Origin of the sequence: Clavibacter sp. B3I6 (assembly GCF_030816895.1) — a bacterium.
Lineage (GTDB): Bacteria > Actinomycetota > Actinomycetes > Actinomycetales > Microbacteriaceae > Clavibacter.
Window position 1 is genome coordinate 2,653,679 of the sequence record NZ_JAUSYL010000001.1, and the last position, 16,247, is coordinate 2,669,925.

Below are 16,247 nucleotides of genomic sequence, written 5' to 3' on the forward strand. Positions count from 1 at the left end.
CAGGGCGAATACCCGGGGTATGTTGAGGATTCGTGCGCGTCGCAAGGGGCGCGGGCGACCATCCATCCCCTCTCGAAGGACGTGTTCGTGATCCCACGCTCCCCGCGGCTCCGCACGGAGTCCGCCCGCGCCGCATCGCTGCGCAGGGCGACGGCCTCCGTCGCCGCCACCGCCCTCGTGGCCGCCGGTCTCGTGACCCTCGGAGCCGGAGGTGCCCTGGCGGCCCCCGCCCCGACCGTCGCGACGCAGGCGTCCGATCTGAAGGACGGCCGCTACATCGTGACCCTCGCCGACGAGGCCGCCGCGACCTACCAGGGCGGCGTCTCCGGGCTCGCCGCGACGCAGGCGCGCTCGGGCGCGCAGCTCGACGCCGAGGCCGCCCCGGTCGTCGAGTACACCGACTACCTGAAGCAGCAGCAGGAGGAGGTCGCCGCCAGCGTCGGCGCCGACATCTCCTACTCGTACTCCCTCACGGTCAACGGGTTCTCCGCCGACCTCACCGCCGCGCAGGCCGCGAAGCTGTCGACCGACCGCGCCGTCGCGAGCGTCGAGCCCGACCGGATCTACCACCCCACCTCGACCCCGGCCGCGGACTTCCTCGGCCTCACGGGACCCGACGGGGTCTGGGCGAAGACGGGCGGCCAGGAGAAGGCCGGCGAGGGCGCCGTCATCGGCGTCATCGACACCGGCATCGCGCCCGAGAACCCGTCCTTCGCGGGGGAGCCGCTCGGCCGCGCCAAGGGGTCCGAGCCGTACCGGCAGGGCACGACCATCCGCTACGACAAGGGCGACGGCACGCAGTTCACCGGCCTCTGCCAGAGCGGCCCGCAGTTCACGGCAGCCGACTGCTCCACGAAGATCGTCGGCGCGCGCTACTACGTCGACGGCTTCGGCAAGCGCAACATCGGCACGGCGAAGACGGGCGAGTACCTCTCCCCGCGCGACGGCGACGGCCACGGCTCGCACACCGCGTCCACCGCGGCCGGCAACGCCGGCGTGACCGCGACCATCGGCGGCAACGACCTCGGCGAGATCTCGGGCGTCGCGCCCGCGTCGAAGATCTCGTCGTACAAGGTCTGCTGGTCCGGACCCGACCCCGCGTCGCAGGACGACGACGGCTGCGCGGGCGCGGACCTCGTCGCCGCCATCGAGCAGGCGACCGCGGACGGCGTCGACGTCATCAACTACTCCATCGGCGGCGGATCCGCGGCGACCACGGTCTCCGCGACCGACGTCGCGTTCCTCGGCGCCGCCGCGGCCGGCATCTTCGTGTCCGCCTCGGCGGGCAACTCCGGCCCCGGCGCCTCGACGCTCGACAACGCCTCGCCGTGGATCACCACGGTCGGCGCGAGCACGGTCGCGGGCAACTTCCAGGCGACGGCGCAGCTCGGGAACGGCACGGCCTTCGCGGGCGCGTCGATCACCGTCACCGAGCCCGTCTCGGGCGCCTTCGTCACGGCGGCCTCCGTCGCCGCGGCCGGCGCCACCACGCCGGCGCTCTGCGGCCCCGGATCCCTCGACCCGGCGAAGGCCGCGGGGAAGATCATCCTGTGCGAGCGCGGCACGTTCGACCGCGTCGCCAAGTCGGCTGAGGTCGCACGCGCCGGCGGCATCGGCATGGTGCTCGTGAACCCGACCCCCAACTCGACGGACTCCGACACCCACGCGGTGCCGACGGTCCACCTCGACGCGGACGCGTACGCGGCGGTGTCGGCCTACGCGGCCACGCCGGGCGCGACCGTCACCCTCGTGCCCGACAACACCACGGGCATCGAGGAGCCGACGCCCCAGGTCGCCGGCTTCAGCTCGCGCGGCCCGGTCCTCGCGGACGGCAGCGACATCCTGAAGCCCGACGTCACGGCGCCCGGCGTCGCGATCATCGCGGCGACCAACAACCCGAAGGGCGGCGAGCCGACCTACGGCCTCCTGTCCGGCACGTCGATGGCCGCCCCGCACGTCGCCGGCCTCGCGCTCCTCTACCTCGGCGAGCACCCGAAGGCGCCCGTCTCGGAGATCAAGTCCGCGCTCATGACGACCGCCTACGACACGGTGGACGGCGACGGCCAGCCCGTCACCGACCCGTTCACGCAGGGCGCGGGTCACGTCGACCCGACGCGCTACCTGTCGCCCGGCCTGCTGTACCTGAACGACCTCGACGACTGGCTCGGCTACGTCGCCGGCGTCGGGTACGACAGCGGCGCCGACCCGGTCGACCCCTCCGAGCTCAACCTGGCGAGCATCGCGATCGGCACCCTCACGGGTGCCGAGACCGTGACGCGCGAGGTCACCTCCACGGGCCCCGGCACGTACACGGCGTCGATCCAGGGCCTCGAGGGCGTGCGCACCGACGTCACGCCGAAGACGCTCGAGTTCACAGCCGCCGGCCAGACCAAGTCGTTCGAGGTGTCGTTCACGCGCACCACGGCGACGGTCGACGAGTACGCCACCGGATCGCTCACCTGGACGGGCGGCGGCACGACCGTGCGCAGCCCGATCGCGGTGAACCCCGTCAGCATCGCGGCCCCGGCCGAGGTGCGCGGCGAGGGCACCGACGGATCCGTCGACGTCACCGTCACGCCCGGCACCACCGGCCCGATCGACCTCACGGCCGAGGGACTGACCGCCGGTCGCGCGTTCCCGGACCCGGACGACGCCGCGTCGCCGTCCACCGGATCGGGCGCCGCCAAGGAGTCCTTCCAGTACCGCACGACGGTGCCGGAGGGCCAGCTGGCCACGCGGATCGACCTCGACGCGGACGACGACGCCGCCGACCTCGACCTGTCGGTCTTCCGGCTCGAGGACGGGGAGCCCGTCGAGCAGTTCGACTCGGCGACCGCCTCGGCCGACGAGTCCGTGACCATCGACACCCCGGTCGCCGGCGACTACGTCGTCCAGGTGTCGATCTTCTCGATCCCGAAGGGCCAGCGCACCGAGGAGTTCACGGTCACGCAGTTCGACCTCTCCGCGACGACGGACGAGGGCGCCTTCACGGTGACCCCCGACCCGATCGACGCGACGCAGAGCCGTCCGGTCACCTACACCGCCTCGTGGAGCGGCCTCGCTCCCGAGACGGCGTACCTCGGCCGCGTCGCCTACGCGGGCAGCGAGGCCACGACGTACGTGCGCGTCGAGTCCGGCGCGGCGCCGGCCCCGGAGGCCACCGCGCCTCCCGTCATCACCGGCACCCCCGCCGTCGGGCAGACGCTCACCGCGTCGACCGGCGAGTGGGACGCCGAGGGCCTCACGTTCTCGTACGCCTGGTACGCGGACGGGAAGCCCCTCGCCGGGCAGACGCGGGCGACCCTCCGGGTCTCGCCCCCGGTCGCCGGCAAGGAGATCACGGTGGTCGTCACCGCGACGCGCGCCGACGGCGCCACGGGCACCGCGACCAGCGCGGGCGTCCGGGTGAAGCAGGCCAGCACGATCACGGTGGGCCTCACTCCGTCCGTCCTGACGAGCACGCAGAAGGCCGTCGTCACCGTGAAGGTCGACAGCCCGGCCGCCGCGGCGCCCACCGGCACCGTCACCGTGACGGTCGGCTCGGACGCGTACGAGGTGGCGCTCGACGCGGCCGGCACCGGCCGCGTGGAGCTCCCGGCGTACGCGAAGGGCCGCTACGCGGTCGTCGCGACCTACCCGGGCGACGACGCGAACACGGCGGGGACCAGCTCGCCGAAGTACCTCGTCGTGAGCCGCTGACCCGGCTGACGCAGGGGATCGACCGCGGAGGGGCGGGTGCCGGAAGGCGCCCGCCCCTCTCGGCGTCCGGGTCCGTTGCGTGGGGAAATGCCCGGCGCTACCATGCGCCATGGCCGTCATCGAAGCCGAGGGGCTCGTCAAGACCTACCACCCGCGCGGGGCGCCGCCGGTGCACGCCCTCGCGGGCCTCGACCTCGACGTGCCCGAGGGCACCGTCCTCGGGCTGCTCGGACCGAACGGCGCCGGGAAGACCACCGCCGTGAAGGTCCTCACCACGCTCGTGGCGCCGCACTCCGGCACCGCCCGGGTCGACGGCGTCGACGTGCTCGCCCGCCCCGCCGAGGTGCGCGCGATGATCGGCGTCTCCGGCCAGTACGCCGCCGTCGACGAGAACCTCACCGCGTTCGAGAACCTGGACATGGTGGGTCGCCTGTACCACCTCGGTCGCCGCGCCTCCCGGGCGCGGGCCGACGAGCTGATCGGCACGTTCGGCCTGACCGAGGCGCGCGACCGCGCCGTCAAGGGGTTCTCGGGCGGCATGCGGCGGCGCATCGACCTGGCCGGCGCGCTCGTCGCCCGGCCCCGCGTGCTGTTCCTCGACGAGCCGACCACGGGCCTCGACCCGCGCAGCCGCCTCGGCCTCTGGGACGTGATCACCCAGCTCGTCACCGAGGGCACGACCGTGCTGCTCACCACGCAGTACCTGGAGGAGGCGGACCGCCTGGCCGACGACATCGCGGTGATCGACGGCGGCACCGTCATCGCGCGCGGCACCGCGGACGAGCTGAAGAGCTCCATCGGCGGGCACCGGGTGGAGGTCGCGCTGGTGCGCGACGCGGACGGGCCCACCGTGCGCGGGATCCTCGAGCGCGCGGGCACGACCATCCCCGCGGTGTCCTCCGACGGCCGCACCCTCTCCGTACAGGTCGACGACGGCCCGCGCGCGCTCGCCGCGGTGGTCGGCGAGCTGACGGCGGCGGGCATCGAGCTGCACGACGCGGGCATGCGACGGCCGACCCTCGACGACGTGTTCCTCCGGCTCACCGGGCATGCGACGGCCGGGAACGAGGAGGACGGGGACGGGGGCGCGACGGGAGCCGGCGGATCCGATCCCGCGGCCGTGCACCGCGCCGCCGGCCGCGCGCAGGGGTCGGACGCGGCATGACCGCCGTGGAGGGCCGCAGGGCCGCCCGCGCGCCGCGTCCCGAGCCGCGCGCCACGTTCGGCACGTGGCTCGAGGACGGGTGGATCGCCACGCGTCGGAACCTCATCAAGATCAAGCGGCTGCCGGACATCCTCGTCTTCACGCTGATCCAGCCGATCATGTTCGTGCTGCTGTTCAGCTTCGTCTACGCGGGCGCCATCGACATCCCGGGCAGCGACTACAAGGAGTTCATCATGGCGGGCATCTTCGCCCAGACCGTGGTCTTCGGCTCCACCTACTCGGGCTCGGCGATGGCGAACGACCTGAAGGACGGGATCATCGACCGCTTCCGCACCCTGCCGATGAGCCCGTCGGCGGTGCTCGTGGGGCGCACGAACGGCGACCTGCTCATCAACGTGTTCTCCATGGTCGTGATGCTCGCCACCGGGCTCGTCGTCGGCTGGCGCGTGCGCTCGAGCCTCGTCGAGGCCCTCGCGGGCGTCGCGCTCCTGCTGCTGTTCGCCTACGCCCTGTCCTGGGTGATGGCGCTGCTCGGCATGAGCGTGCGGAGCCCGGAGGTGATCAACAACGCGTCGTTCCTCGTGCTGTTCCCGCTGACCTTCATCAGCAACGCCTTCGTGCCGAGCGACACGCTGCCGACGCCGCTGCGGGTGTTCGCCGAGTACAACCCCGTGTCGTCGGTGGTGCTCGCCGCGCGGCAGCTGTTCGGGAACGTGCCGCCGGGCGCGCCGGAGCCGGACGCGTGGACGCTGCAGCACCCGATCGTGACGACGCTCGCGTGGGCGGCGGTGCTCCTCGTCGTCGCGGTGCCGCTCGCCGTGCGGAAGTACCGGACGATCAGCACGCGCTGACGGCGGGCGGTCCGGCGTCGGCGTCGGCGTCGCGTCAGCGGAAGATGATCGTCCGCGCCCCGTCGAGCAGCACGCGGTGCTCCGCGAACCAGCGCACGGCCTGCGTGAGCGTGCGCGACTCCTCGTCCTGGCCGATGGCCATGAGCTCGCGGGCGCTCCGCGAGTGGTCCACCCGCACGACGTTCTGCTCCACGATGGGGCCCTCGTCGAGGTCGCTCGTGACGAAGTGGGCGGTCGCGCCGATGAGCTTCACTCCGCGCGCGTGCGCCTGCTTGTACGGGTTCGCGCCCTTGAAGCCGGGCAGGAACGAGTGGTGGATGTTGATGATCCGACCGCTGAGCGCCGCGCACAGCCCGGGGGAGAGGATCTGCATGTAGCGGGCGAGCACCACCAGCTCGATGTCGTGCTCCTCGACCGCGCGCATCACGCGCGCCTCGAACGCGGCCTTGGACTCCTCGTCGGTGACGGGCACGTGCTCGAACGGCACGCCGTAGAAGCCCGCGAGGTCGGCGAGGCGCCCGTGGTTGCTGAGCACCAGCGGGATCTCGACGGGCAGCTGGCCCGCGCGCTGCCGGAAGAGCAGGTCGTTCACGCAGTGCTCGGCGGTGGATCCGAGCACCAGCGTGCGGAGCGGCCGGCCCACCTCGTCGAGGTGCCACGTCGCGTCGTAGCGCTGCACCACCGCGGCGAGCGCGGCGGCCAGCCGGTCGTCGTCGGCGGCGGTCTGGATCTGGAGGCGCATGAAGAACCGGCCCGTGTCGGCGCTCGAGAACTGCTGCGACTCGGTGATGTCGCCGCCCGCCTCGACGATGGCGCCGGCGATGGCGTGGACGATGCCGGGACGGTCGTCGCAGGAGAAGCTGAGGACGCGGTGCGGGGCGCGCGCCCGGGTGGCCTGGTCGGTCATCCGTCTAGGCTATTGCCTGGCTGCGCGGATCCCGCCGGCCCCGGGAGCTCTCCCGCCGTCGACGTCCTGTGGGTCTCCATGACGAACACCTCCCCCATCTTCCTGCCCGATCCCGACCGCGCCGCGCACGCCGGCCGGCGGTCCCCGGCGCCCCCGCACGACCCCGCCGACCCGGCGTTCCGGTTCCCGTGGGTCGGCATCCTCACGCTCGCGGCGTGCGTCTTCCTCAGCGTGACGAGCGAGATGCTGCCCACCGGCCTCCTCAGCGAGATGAGCGGCGACCTCGGCGTGGAGGAGTCGCGCGTCGGCCTCCTCGTCTCGGTGTTCGCGGTCGCCGTGGTGGTCTCGAGCGCGCCGCTCGCGGCCCTCACCCGCCGGGTGCCGCGGCACGCGCTGCTGCTCGCGGTGCTCGCCGTCTTCGCGACGAGCAACCTCCTCACGGCGCTCGCGCCCACGTTCGAGCTCGTCGTCGCGACGCGCGTGCTCGGCGGACTCGCGCACGGCCTGTTCTGGGCGGTCGTCGGCGCGTACTCGGCGCACCTCGTGCCGCCCGCGCTCATCGGCCGGGCCGTCGCGCTGACGGTCGGCGGCGGCAGCCTGGCGTTCGTCCTCGGGGTGCCGCTCGGCACCGCGGCCGGGCAGGCCCTCGGCTGGCGGGCGGCGTTCGCGGGGATCGGCGTGCTCACCCTGCTCGGGATCCTGCTCACCTGGCGATTCCTGCCGGCGGTCGGTCGGCCCGAGCGGGAGGCGCCCGCGGACGCACCGGCGGGTGCGCGCCTCGGGATGCGGCAGCGCATGGCCGGGCAGGGCGTCGGCGGCGTGCTGTTCGTGTGCCTCACGGCGATGGTCATCATGATCGGCCAGTACGGCTTCTACACGTACGTCGACCCGTTCGTCACGCGCGTGATGGGGATCCCGGAGCAGCAGCTGAGCGCCATGCTCTTCGGCTACGGGATCGCGGGCGCCGGAGGGCTCCTGCTCGCCGGCACCGTGTTCTCCAGCCGCCCTCAGCTCGGCGTGCTCGCCGGCCTCGCGGCCGCGGCGCTCGGGGTCACCGCCCTCGCGCTCGTGCCGGGCCTCTGGGCCGTCGCGATCCCCGGCTTCCTCCTCTGGGGCCTCGCGTTCGGCGCGATCCCGTCCCTGCTCCAGACGCGCATGCTGCACGCGGCGCACCCGTCCTTCCGCGACACCGCGAGCTCCTTCTACACGACGGCCTTCAACGTCGGGATCGGCGGCGGGGCGCTCGCGGGCGGCGCGCTCCTCGACGGACTCGGCATCGCGTCGCTCCCGGGGGCGTTCCTCCTGGTGATGGCGGTCTCGCTCGTGCTCGTGGTCGGATCCGCGGGCCGGGCCGCCCGCGGTCGCGCCGTCGCGCGCGCCGACGGCTGACGGGCCGCCGGCCGTCTCCCCCCGCCCGCCTGCGGGAGGATGGATCCGTGACCACGACCCCCGCGCCCCTCGGCCTCCTCCTCGACGTCGACGGCCCCATCGCCAGCCCGATCACCCGCACCCTCGCCATCCCCAGCATCGCCGCCGACCTCGTGGAGCTCGCCGCCGCCGGCGTCCCGATCGTGTTCAACACGGGCCGCTCGGACGCCTTCATCCGCGCCCAGGTCGTCGGCCCGCTGATCGACGCGGGCCTGCCCGAGGGCGCGCGCGTGCACGCGGTGTGCGAGAAGGGCGCGTCGTGGTTCTCGATCACGCCCGCGGGCGCGGGGGAGGTGCACGTCGACCGGACGCTCGCGCTGCCGGAGGCGTTCATGCGCGACATGGAGCGGCTCGTCGCCGAGCGGTTCGCCGACTGGATGTTCTTCGACACCACGAAGCTCGCGATGGTCTCGCTCGAGCAGCTCACGAGCGTCGCGTCCGCCGACTACCTCGCGGTCCAGCCGGACCTCGACGCGCGCGCGGTCGAGATGCTCACGGCGCACGGGCTGGGCTCGGTGCTCGAGGGCGTCGAGGTGCCCGACGCCGAGGGGCGCGTGCAGGTGCGGGTCGACCCGACGATCATCTCGACCGACGTCGAGTCCGTCCGCCTCGGCAAGGACCTCGGTGCCGCCCGCGCCCTCGAGCTCCTCGCCGACAGCGGACCGCTCCCCGTGCGTTGGCGCACGGTCGGCGACTCGCGCACCGACTACGCGATGGCGGGCTGGCTGCACGAGAACGGGCACGAGGTCGCGCACGTCGACGTGCGCCCGGCCGACGGCATCCCCGCGACGCCGTACCCCGTGCTCACAGCGGGCGACCTGATCCACGACGAGGCCGGCGCCGCCCTGCTCGCGCACTGGGTGCGCATGATCCGCGGCGAGGAGGCCGACGACTCCGCGTTCCTCGCCCCGGCGCGTCCCGCGAGCTGATCGCCGGCGGACGCACCGGATCCGGATCCGCCCCTTCTCGGCGGCCGCCGTGAATGTTAGCCTCGGCTAACACTTCGACGGAGAGGCCGCCATGACCCGCACCGCCCCCGCGCCCGCTCGCGCGCGCCGGCCCGTCACGGGGCCCCGGCTCGTCCTGCTGCTCGGCCCGGCGTTCGTCGCCGCCATCGCGTACGTGGATCCCGGCAACGTGGCGGCCAACCTCACCGCCGGCGCGCGCTACGGGTACCTGCTGGTGTGGGTGCTCGTCGCCGCGAACCTCATCGCCGTGCTCGTGCAGTACCAGTCGGCGAAGCTCGGGCTCGTCACCGGCCGGAGCCTGCCGGAGCTCCTCGGCCAGCGCCTGCCCACCACCCGCCGCCGGGCGTTCTGGGTGCAGGCCGAGCTGATCGCCGCGGCCACCGACCTCGCGGAGGTCATCGGCGGGGCCATCGCGCTGCACCTCCTCTTCGGGATCCCGCTCGTGGCGGGCGGGGTGATCGTCGGCCTCGTGTCCATCGGCCTCCTCGCCGTGCAGTCGCGGCACGGGCAGCGGCCCTTCGAGCTCGTGATCGGCGCGCTGCTCCTCGTCATCACGGTCGGCTTCCTCACGGGCCTCGTCGTGAGCCCGCTGTCGGCCTCCGGCATCGCGGGCGGCCTCGTGCCGCGCTTCGACGGCGCCGACAGCGTGCTGCTGGCCGCGAGCATGCTCGGCGCGACCGTCATGCCGCACGCCGTCTACCTGCACTCGTCCCTCAGCCGCGACCGGCACGGGGTCCAGACGGACGACGGCGTGCTGCGGCGGCTGCTCCGCGCGACGCGGTGGGACGTGATCACGGCGCTCGCCGTGGCCGGCGCCGTCAACATCTCCATGCTGCTCATCGCGGCCGCGAGCCTCGGCGGCGTGCCCGGCACCGACTCGATCGAGGGCGCGCACGCGGCCATCACGGCCTCGCTCGGGCCGGTCGTGGGCGTCGTGTTCGCGGTGGGGCTCCTCGCGTCCGGCCTCGCGTCGACGTCGGTCGGCGCCTACGCGGGCGCGGCGATCATGGGCGGGCTGCTGCACGTGCGCGTGCCGCTGCTCGCGCGGCGGGTGGTGACGCTGATCCCGGCCCTGGCGATCCTCGCGATCGGCGTCGACCCGACGTCGGCGCTCGTCGTCAGCCAGGTGGTGCTGAGCCTCGGGATCCCGTTCGCGCTCGTGCCGCTGATCCGCCTCACGGGCGACCGCCGCGTGATGGGCGACCACGTCGACCGGCCGCTCACGCGCGTCGCGGCGTGGGTCGCGGTCTCGCTCGTGGTGGTGCTGAACGTCGCGCTCGTCGTGCTCACCGTCACGGGCTGACCGTACGGGGCCGCATCCGCGGTTCAGCCGGCGTTGGACACCCAGACCGCGGACGCCGCGGCGGGCGTGAGCGGACGGCCCGCGGATCCGTCGACCGTCACGACCACGGCGGCGGGGTCCCGCGCGTCGGACGCGTCGGCGCGCACGAGCGTGGCGTCCAGCCCGATCCCGTGCTCGGCGAGCTCGCGCAGGAGCCGCGGGTCCTCGTCGGAGATGCGGCGGACCCGCATGGGCCGGTCGGCGACGGCGTCCGCGAGCACGGTGGCCTCCGGCAGGTGCGGCTCGCCGTCGGCCGACGGGATGGGGTCGCCGTGCGGATCCCGCGACGGGTGCCCGAGGTGCGCGTCGATGCGCGCCACGAAGTCGTCGGAGACCGCGTGCTCGAGCACCTCGGCCTCGTCGTGCACCTCGTCCCAGCCGTAGCCGAGCACCTCCACGAGGAACGTCTCGAGCAGGCGGTGCCGGCGCACCATCTGGATCGCGTGCCGCCGGCCGTCGACCGTGAGCTCGATGCTGCCGTACGGCCGGTGCTCGACGAGGCCCTGCGCGGTGAGCCGGCGGAGGCCGTCGGACGCGGTGGCGGGCCGGATCCCGAGCCGCTCGGCCAGCCGGGTCACGGTGACGGGCTGGTCGGACCACTCGGTGGCGGTCCAGATGAGCTTGAGGTAGTCCTGCGCGGCGCTCGAGAGCTCGTCGACGGACATGCGCCCATGGTAGCGACCGCCCCGGCGGCCACCCGGTCCTCCGGCGGCCGCCCCGTCCCCGGGCGGCCACCTGGTCCCCCGGACCCGCCGGGGCGGAGCATGCTGGGTGGTGACCGCGGGCAGGGACGCCCGCGGCGCATCCGATGGAGGAACCACATGCAGTACCGCACTCTCGGCAACAGCGGCGCGATCGTGTCGACCTACGCGCTCGGCACCATGACCTTCGGCGCGGAGGCGGACGAGGAGACCTCCGGTCGCATCCTCGAGGCCTACGTCGCGGGCGGCGGCACGTTCATCGACACCGCCGACGTCTACTCGGCCGGCATCTCGGAGGAGATCGTGGGCCGCTGGCTCGCGGCGCACCCCGCCGAGGCCGACCAGCTCGTCATCGCCACGAAGGGCCGCTTCCCGATGGGGGAGGGCAACAACGACGTCGGCACCTCGCGCCGCCACCTCACGCGCGCGCTCGACGACTCGCTCCGCCGCCTCGGCGTCGACACGATCGACCTGTACCAGATGCACGCGTGGGACGCGGTGACCCCGCTCGAGGAGACCCTGCGCTTCCTCGACGACGCCGTGCGCGCCGGCAAGATCTCGTACTACGGCTTCTCCAACTACCTGGGCTGGCAGCTCACCAAGGCCGTCGGGCTCGCGAAGGCGCTCGGGTACACGCCGCCCGTCACGCTGCAGCCGCAGTACAGCCTGCTGGTGCGCGAGATCGAGTCGGAGATCGTGCCGGCGTCGCTCGACGCGGGCATCGGGCTCCTGCCGTGGTCGCCGCTCGCGGGCGGCTGGCTCACCGGCAAGTACCGCCGCGACGAGACCCCGACCGGCGCGACCCGCCTCGGCGAGGACCCGGAGCGCGGCATGGAGGCCTTCACGCCGCGGAACGGCCAGGAGCGCACCTGGGCGATCCTCGACGAGGTGCGCCGCATCGCCGACGCCCACGGGTCGAGCTCCGCGCGCGTGTCGCTCGCGTGGCTCGAGGCGCAGCCGGCGGTCACCAGCGTGATCCTCGGCGCCCGCACGGTCGAGCAGCTCGAGGACAACATGGCCTCGGCCGACCTGGAGCTCAGCGCGGAGGAGATCGCGTCGCTCAGCGCGGTGAGCGCGCCCGTGGTGTCCGACTACCCGTACGGCCCGGCCGGCGTGCAGCAGCGCCACCGCGCGATCGACGTGCGCGGCTGAGGCCGCCGCCGGCCGTCCCCGCGTCCGCTCCGGCGACGCGGGGACGACCGGCCCCCGGCGCCCGGGGCGTGATCCGCACGCGCGGCACGTGCCGGCGCACCACGACCTCGAGGGTCAGCTGACCCCGCCGCGCCAGCACCACGGCCACGACGGCCGCGGCCAGCGCCGGCACCCCGCCGGACACCACCATGCCGACGTGCACGCCCCACGCCTCGACGATCCCGCCCATGAGCGGGCCGCCGACGGCCTGGCCGCCGAGGAGCACGAGCACGTAGACGCTCATCACCCGCCCGCGGATGGCGACGTTGCTGGAGAGCTGCACGAGCGAGTTCGCCGCCGTCTGGAAGAGCAGCGACGCCATGCCGACCGTGACGAGCACGGCCGCGAACGGCGCGATGCCGGGCATGAGGCCCGCGACGGCCTGCAGGACGCCCGTGATCCCGACGCCGACCACGATGGTCCGCAGCCGCACGGTCGCCCGCCGCGTCGAGAGCAGCGCGCCCGTGAGCGCGCCGATCGCGACCATCGAGTTGAAGAAGCCGTAGCCGCCCGCGCCCACGTCGTAGACCTCGCTCGCGAACGCCGCGAGGAGCACGGGCATGGTCAGCCCGAAGACGCTGAAGACGGCCACGAGCACGACGGGCCAGAGGATGGTCGGCTTCGACCGCGCGTACCGGAGGCCCTCCGCGAGCTGGCCGCGGCGGCGCGGGGCGGGCGGGATGCGGATCAGGTCCCGCGTCCTCAGGCTCCACAGCGTGAGCACCACGACGACGCACGCGACCGCGTTGATGGCGAACGACCAGCCGGCCCCGACCGCGAGCAGCAGGATCCCGCTGAGCGCCGGGCCCACCATGCCGCCGAGCTGGAACACCGACGAGTTGACGCTGATCGCGTTCCGCAGGTGCTGCTGCCCGACGATCTCCGTCACGAACACCTGGCGCGCCGGGTTGTCGATCACCGTCACGAGCCCGGTCGCGAACGCGATGGCGAAGATGTGCCACGCCTCGACCGCGCCCGAGAGGGTGAGGACGGCGAGCAGCGCGCTCAGCAGCGCGTACGTGCCCTGCGTGATCATCATCAGCATCCGCTTCGAGCACCGGTCGACGATGACGCCGCCGAGGAGGCCGAAGAGGAGCATGGGCGCGAACTGCATCGCCACCGTGATGCCGACGGCGGTGACGCTGCCGGTGAGCTCGAGCACGAGCCAGTCCTGGGCGATGCGCTGCATCCAGCCCGAGGTCATGGCGATCACGTTGGACGCGGTGAACCGGCGGAAGTTCGGCACGCTCAGGGCGATGAGCGTGTGGCGCCACGGCGGGCGCTCGGTCTGGACGGGGAGCGGGGCGGTCGGGGGGAAGGCGTTCGGGGGCGGGGTCACTTCATCCTGCGTGTGCGTTGCGTATGGGCGGATCGGTTCCGTATGGGTGCGGCCGCGGACGGCCGAGATCGACGGTACTCCGGGGCTTCCCATTCGGATCCCGCCTCGACATGATGAGTGTCATCACGTGATCGAATGACCGGAGGCCGCCGTGCTGGACCCGACCCTGCTCGCCACGTTCCTCGCGGTCGCCGACACCCGGAGCTTCACGCAGGCGGCCGCCCGGCTCGGCATCAGCCAGCCCACCGTGAGCCAGCAGGTGCGGCGGCTCGAGCGGGCCGTCGACCGGACGCTGGTCGCGCGCGACACCCGCGCGATGCGGCTCACCGACGCGGGTGACGCGATGGCCGGCTTCGCGCGCACGATCCTCGCGGCCCACCAGGTGGCGGAGAGCTACTTCGGCGGATCCGCGGTGAGCGGCCGCCTGCGCTTCGGCACCGCCGACGACCTCGCGATCACGCAGCTCCCGCGGATCCTCCGGCACTTCCGGCAGCTGCACCCGCAGATCGAGCTGGAGCTCACGGTCACGCAGAGCGGGCCGCTGCACCGGCGGCTGCTCGCCGGGCAGCTCGACCTCATCCTCACGAAGACCGCGGTCGACGAGCAGCCGGCGGCCAGGCGCGTGGGCCGCGACCGGATGGTGTGGGTCGGCCTCGACCGCACGCTGGTGGAGCCGGGCGCGAGCGTGCCGCTCATCGCCTACCGCGCCCCGAGCATCAGCCGGCAGATGGCGATGGACGCGCTCGAGCGCGCCGGGCGCACCTGGCGGATCACGTGCAGCACGCGCGACGTGAACGGGGTGCTCGCCGCGGTGCGCGCCGGCATGGGCGTCGCCGTGCTGCCGCAGGCGCTGATCCCCACCGATCTCGTGAAGGTCACGTCGCGGCTCGGCCTGCCGGAGCTCGACGAGGTGGACTACGTGCTGCTCGACAACCCGGCGGGGCCGCGCGCGTCCATCGAGGCGCTGACGTCGGCCATCATGTCGCGCGGGGTGGCACGGGCGAGCTGAGCGCGCGCGCTACCAGCGGGCGACGGGCGGCAGGCCGTCGTCGTCGAGGTCGCCGCCGCGGACCCGCGCGCGGCCCCGGCGGCCGCGACCGCGGGCTCCGGGCTGGTGCGGCGGCTCGGGCTTGTCGGGATCCGCGGTCGGGTCGCCGGGCTGCTCCAGCTGCATGGCGAGCGCGCGGAGCCGGGCGTCCATCTCCGCGTGCGCGGCGGCCGCGTCGCCCGGGCGGGCCGGATCCTCGTCCGGGTCGGCGGGCATGCGGGTGGCCTGCGCGAGCGGCAGGGCGTCGGCCTCCGCCTCGGCCAGGCGGCGGGCGCGACGGCGGGACGCGAGGATCCCGAACGCGCCCACGGAGATCTGGAACGCGCCGAGCCAGCCGGACGCGTCATTGACGGGGGCGACCACGTGCCACGCGCCGAGCGCGATCCAGCCGATGTTGACCCACATGGGCCAGGCGAACCCCGTCGGGCGCGCGCCCTCGCGCGGCTCGTCCGTGCCGCGTCCCTCGTCGCTCATGCCGTTCCTCCGTGCCGCCCCGCCTGTGTCCGTGAGTGTGTCACGCCGGGTCGTGAGCGGCCTGGAGCCAGACGAAGGTGCGCGGGCTGAGCACGATGCCCTTCGTCAGGCGGAGGCGCTCGTCGCGCACGAGGTCGACGGCGTGCTCGGCGAAGCCGCCGAGCGTCTCCGCGGAGACCGTCGCGGGCTCGTCGCCGAGGTTGGCGAGCACGAGGACCGTGCCGTCCTCGTGCGGGCGCTGGTAGCCGAGGATGCGCGGGTCCTTGGCGTCGAAGCCGACGACGCGCGTGCCGCCGAGCGCGGGCGTGGCGCGGCGGACGGCCACGAGGCGACGGACGCCCGCGTGGATGACCCCCGTGCTCGTGGTGCGGTCGTCGCGCTGGTCGTAGCGCTCGAAGGGGTAGAGCGGGCGGTTGACCCAGCGGCTGTCCTCGGCGTGGGCCGGGACGTCGTCGTAGCCGTAGTCGTTGATCTGGCCGACCTCGTCGCCGAGCACGATCAGCGGCAGGCCGCCCGTGCTGAGCGCGACGGAGTGGGCGAGGAGGATCCGCTCCACGGCGCCCGGGTCGTCCTGCTCGAGGCCCGCGAGGGAGGCCGTGGTGCCGGCGACCGCGCCGTCGGCGTGCCAGACGCCGCGCGCGTGGCTGCCCGGGAAGCGGCCCACGTGGTAGTCGGCGAGGAAGCGGCGATGCTCGTCGGGGTCGATGCCGAGGGGCGCGCGCGTCGTCGTCGTCGAAGGCCCAGCGGAGCGCGTCGTGGCTGCGGACGCGCGCGATCCACGCGGATCCGGCGGGCGCCTCGCCGCGGCGCGCGAGGGCCCGGGAGAGGAGGGACGCGGACCGGGTGGCGAGCGCCTCCCAGACCAGGGCGGTGAGCGCGGGGTCCTCGGCGAGGCGCACGGCGTCGCCGTCGAGGAGGTCGGCGCCGCCGCGGGGCTCGGCCTCGGCGGCGACGGCCAGCGCGAGGGCGGGGGCGACGCGGCGGGCGAGGGCGCCGATGACGCGGAGGAGGGCGGCGCGGTCCGCGTCGGGGCGGTCGCCCAGGACGGCGGCCGGGTCCACGCGCACGACGTCCGCGCCCACGGCGGCGAGGGCCGCCGCCTCGCGCATGGCGGCGCCGACGCGGTCGGCGGGC

General features: G+C 74.3%; 13 protein-coding genes. 8 read left to right on the top strand and 5 right to left on the bottom strand.

The window, feature by feature from the left end:
• Positions 1–87: 87 nt before the first annotated feature.
• From QFZ62_RS12890 to QFZ62_RS12900, 3 genes are all read left to right on the top strand, one after another.
• Complete coding sequence (locus tag QFZ62_RS12890) at positions 88–3,699, top strand: S8 family serine peptidase (protein WP_307506371.1); 3,612 nt, start codon at positions 88–90, stop codon at positions 3,697–3,699.
• A 109-nt stretch (positions 3,700–3,808) separates the two neighbouring features.
• A complete protein-coding gene (locus QFZ62_RS12895; RefSeq protein WP_307506374.1) occupies positions 3,809–4,864 on the top strand; it encodes an ATP-binding cassette domain-containing protein in 1,056 nt (351 codons plus the stop codon).
• A complete protein-coding gene (locus QFZ62_RS12900; RefSeq protein ID WP_307506377.1) occupies positions 4,861–5,715 on the top strand; it encodes an ABC transporter permease in 855 nt (284 codons plus the stop codon). The genes QFZ62_RS12895 and QFZ62_RS12900 overlap by 4 nt, the downstream gene beginning before the upstream one ends.
• Positions 5,716–5,749: 34 nt before the next feature.
• Here the strand turns inward: QFZ62_RS12900 and purU are convergent, their stop codons facing one another.
• Positions 5,750–6,622, bottom strand: coding sequence for a formyltetrahydrofolate deformylase (gene purU / locus QFZ62_RS12905; RefSeq protein ID WP_307506380.1), 873 nt, complete (start codon positions 6,620–6,622; stop codon positions 5,750–5,752).
• 78 nt (positions 6,623–6,700) lie between these two features.
• On the opposite strand from purU, the gene QFZ62_RS12910 reads away from it, so the two are divergent.
• The 3 genes from QFZ62_RS12910 (at position 6,701) to QFZ62_RS12920 (ending at position 10,321) form a co-directional block, all read left to right on the top strand.
• The gene (locus QFZ62_RS12910; RefSeq protein WP_307506383.1) at positions 6,701–8,011 is read left to right on the top strand and encodes an MFS transporter; all 1,311 of its coding nucleotides are present in this window, start codon (positions 6,701–6,703) and stop codon (positions 8,009–8,011) included.
• Between the two features lie 47 nt (positions 8,012–8,058).
• Positions 8,059–8,979: a hypothetical protein gene (locus tag QFZ62_RS12915; RefSeq protein WP_307506386.1), complete on the top strand. Its 921-nt coding sequence runs from the start codon at positions 8,059–8,061 to the stop codon at positions 8,977–8,979.
• Between the two features lie 91 nt (positions 8,980–9,070).
• A complete protein-coding gene (locus QFZ62_RS12920) occupies positions 9,071–10,321 on the top strand; it encodes an Nramp family divalent metal transporter (RefSeq protein ID WP_307506389.1) in 1,251 nt (416 codons plus the stop codon).
• Between the two features lie 23 nt (positions 10,322–10,344).
• Here the strand turns inward: QFZ62_RS12920 and QFZ62_RS12925 are convergent, their stop codons facing one another.
• Complete coding sequence (locus tag QFZ62_RS12925; protein WP_307506392.1) at positions 10,345–11,025, bottom strand: metal-dependent transcriptional regulator; 681 nt, start codon at positions 11,023–11,025, stop codon at positions 10,345–10,347.
• Between the two features lie 156 nt (positions 11,026–11,181).
• Here QFZ62_RS12925 and QFZ62_RS12930 point away from each other — a divergent pair, with 156 nt between their 5' ends.
• Positions 11,182–12,213: an aldo/keto reductase gene (locus tag QFZ62_RS12930; RefSeq protein ID WP_307506394.1), complete on the top strand. Its 1,032-nt coding sequence runs from the start codon at positions 11,182–11,184 to the stop codon at positions 12,211–12,213.
• Here QFZ62_RS12930 and QFZ62_RS12935 read toward each other — a convergent pair.
• Entirely contained in the window at positions 12,122–13,591 is a 1,470-nt protein-coding gene (locus tag QFZ62_RS12935; RefSeq protein ID WP_307506397.1) for an MFS transporter, read from the bottom strand. The genes QFZ62_RS12930 and QFZ62_RS12935 overlap by 92 nt on opposite strands.
• A 151-nt stretch (positions 13,592–13,742) precedes the next feature.
• On the opposite strand from QFZ62_RS12935, the gene QFZ62_RS12940 reads away from it, so the two are divergent.
• Entirely contained in the window at positions 13,743–14,600 is an 858-nt protein-coding gene (locus QFZ62_RS12940; protein ID WP_307506400.1) for a LysR substrate-binding domain-containing protein, read from the top strand.
• A gap of 9 nt (positions 14,601–14,609) precedes the next feature.
• Here the strand turns inward: QFZ62_RS12940 and QFZ62_RS12945 are convergent, their stop codons facing one another.
• Both QFZ62_RS12945 and QFZ62_RS12950 read right to left on the bottom strand, forming a co-directional pair.
• Positions 14,610–15,113 carry a hypothetical protein gene (locus tag QFZ62_RS12945; RefSeq protein WP_307506402.1) on the bottom strand — a complete coding sequence of 168 codons (504 nt, stop codon included), beginning with the start codon at positions 15,111–15,113 and terminating at the stop codon, positions 14,610–14,612.
• Positions 15,114–15,153: 40 nt separating this feature from the next.
• The gene (locus QFZ62_RS12950) at positions 15,154–15,777 is read right to left on the bottom strand and encodes a DUF3459 domain-containing protein (RefSeq protein WP_307506404.1); all 624 of its coding nucleotides are present in this window, start codon (positions 15,775–15,777) and stop codon (positions 15,154–15,156) included.
• Positions 15,778–16,247 lie beyond the last annotated feature (470 nt).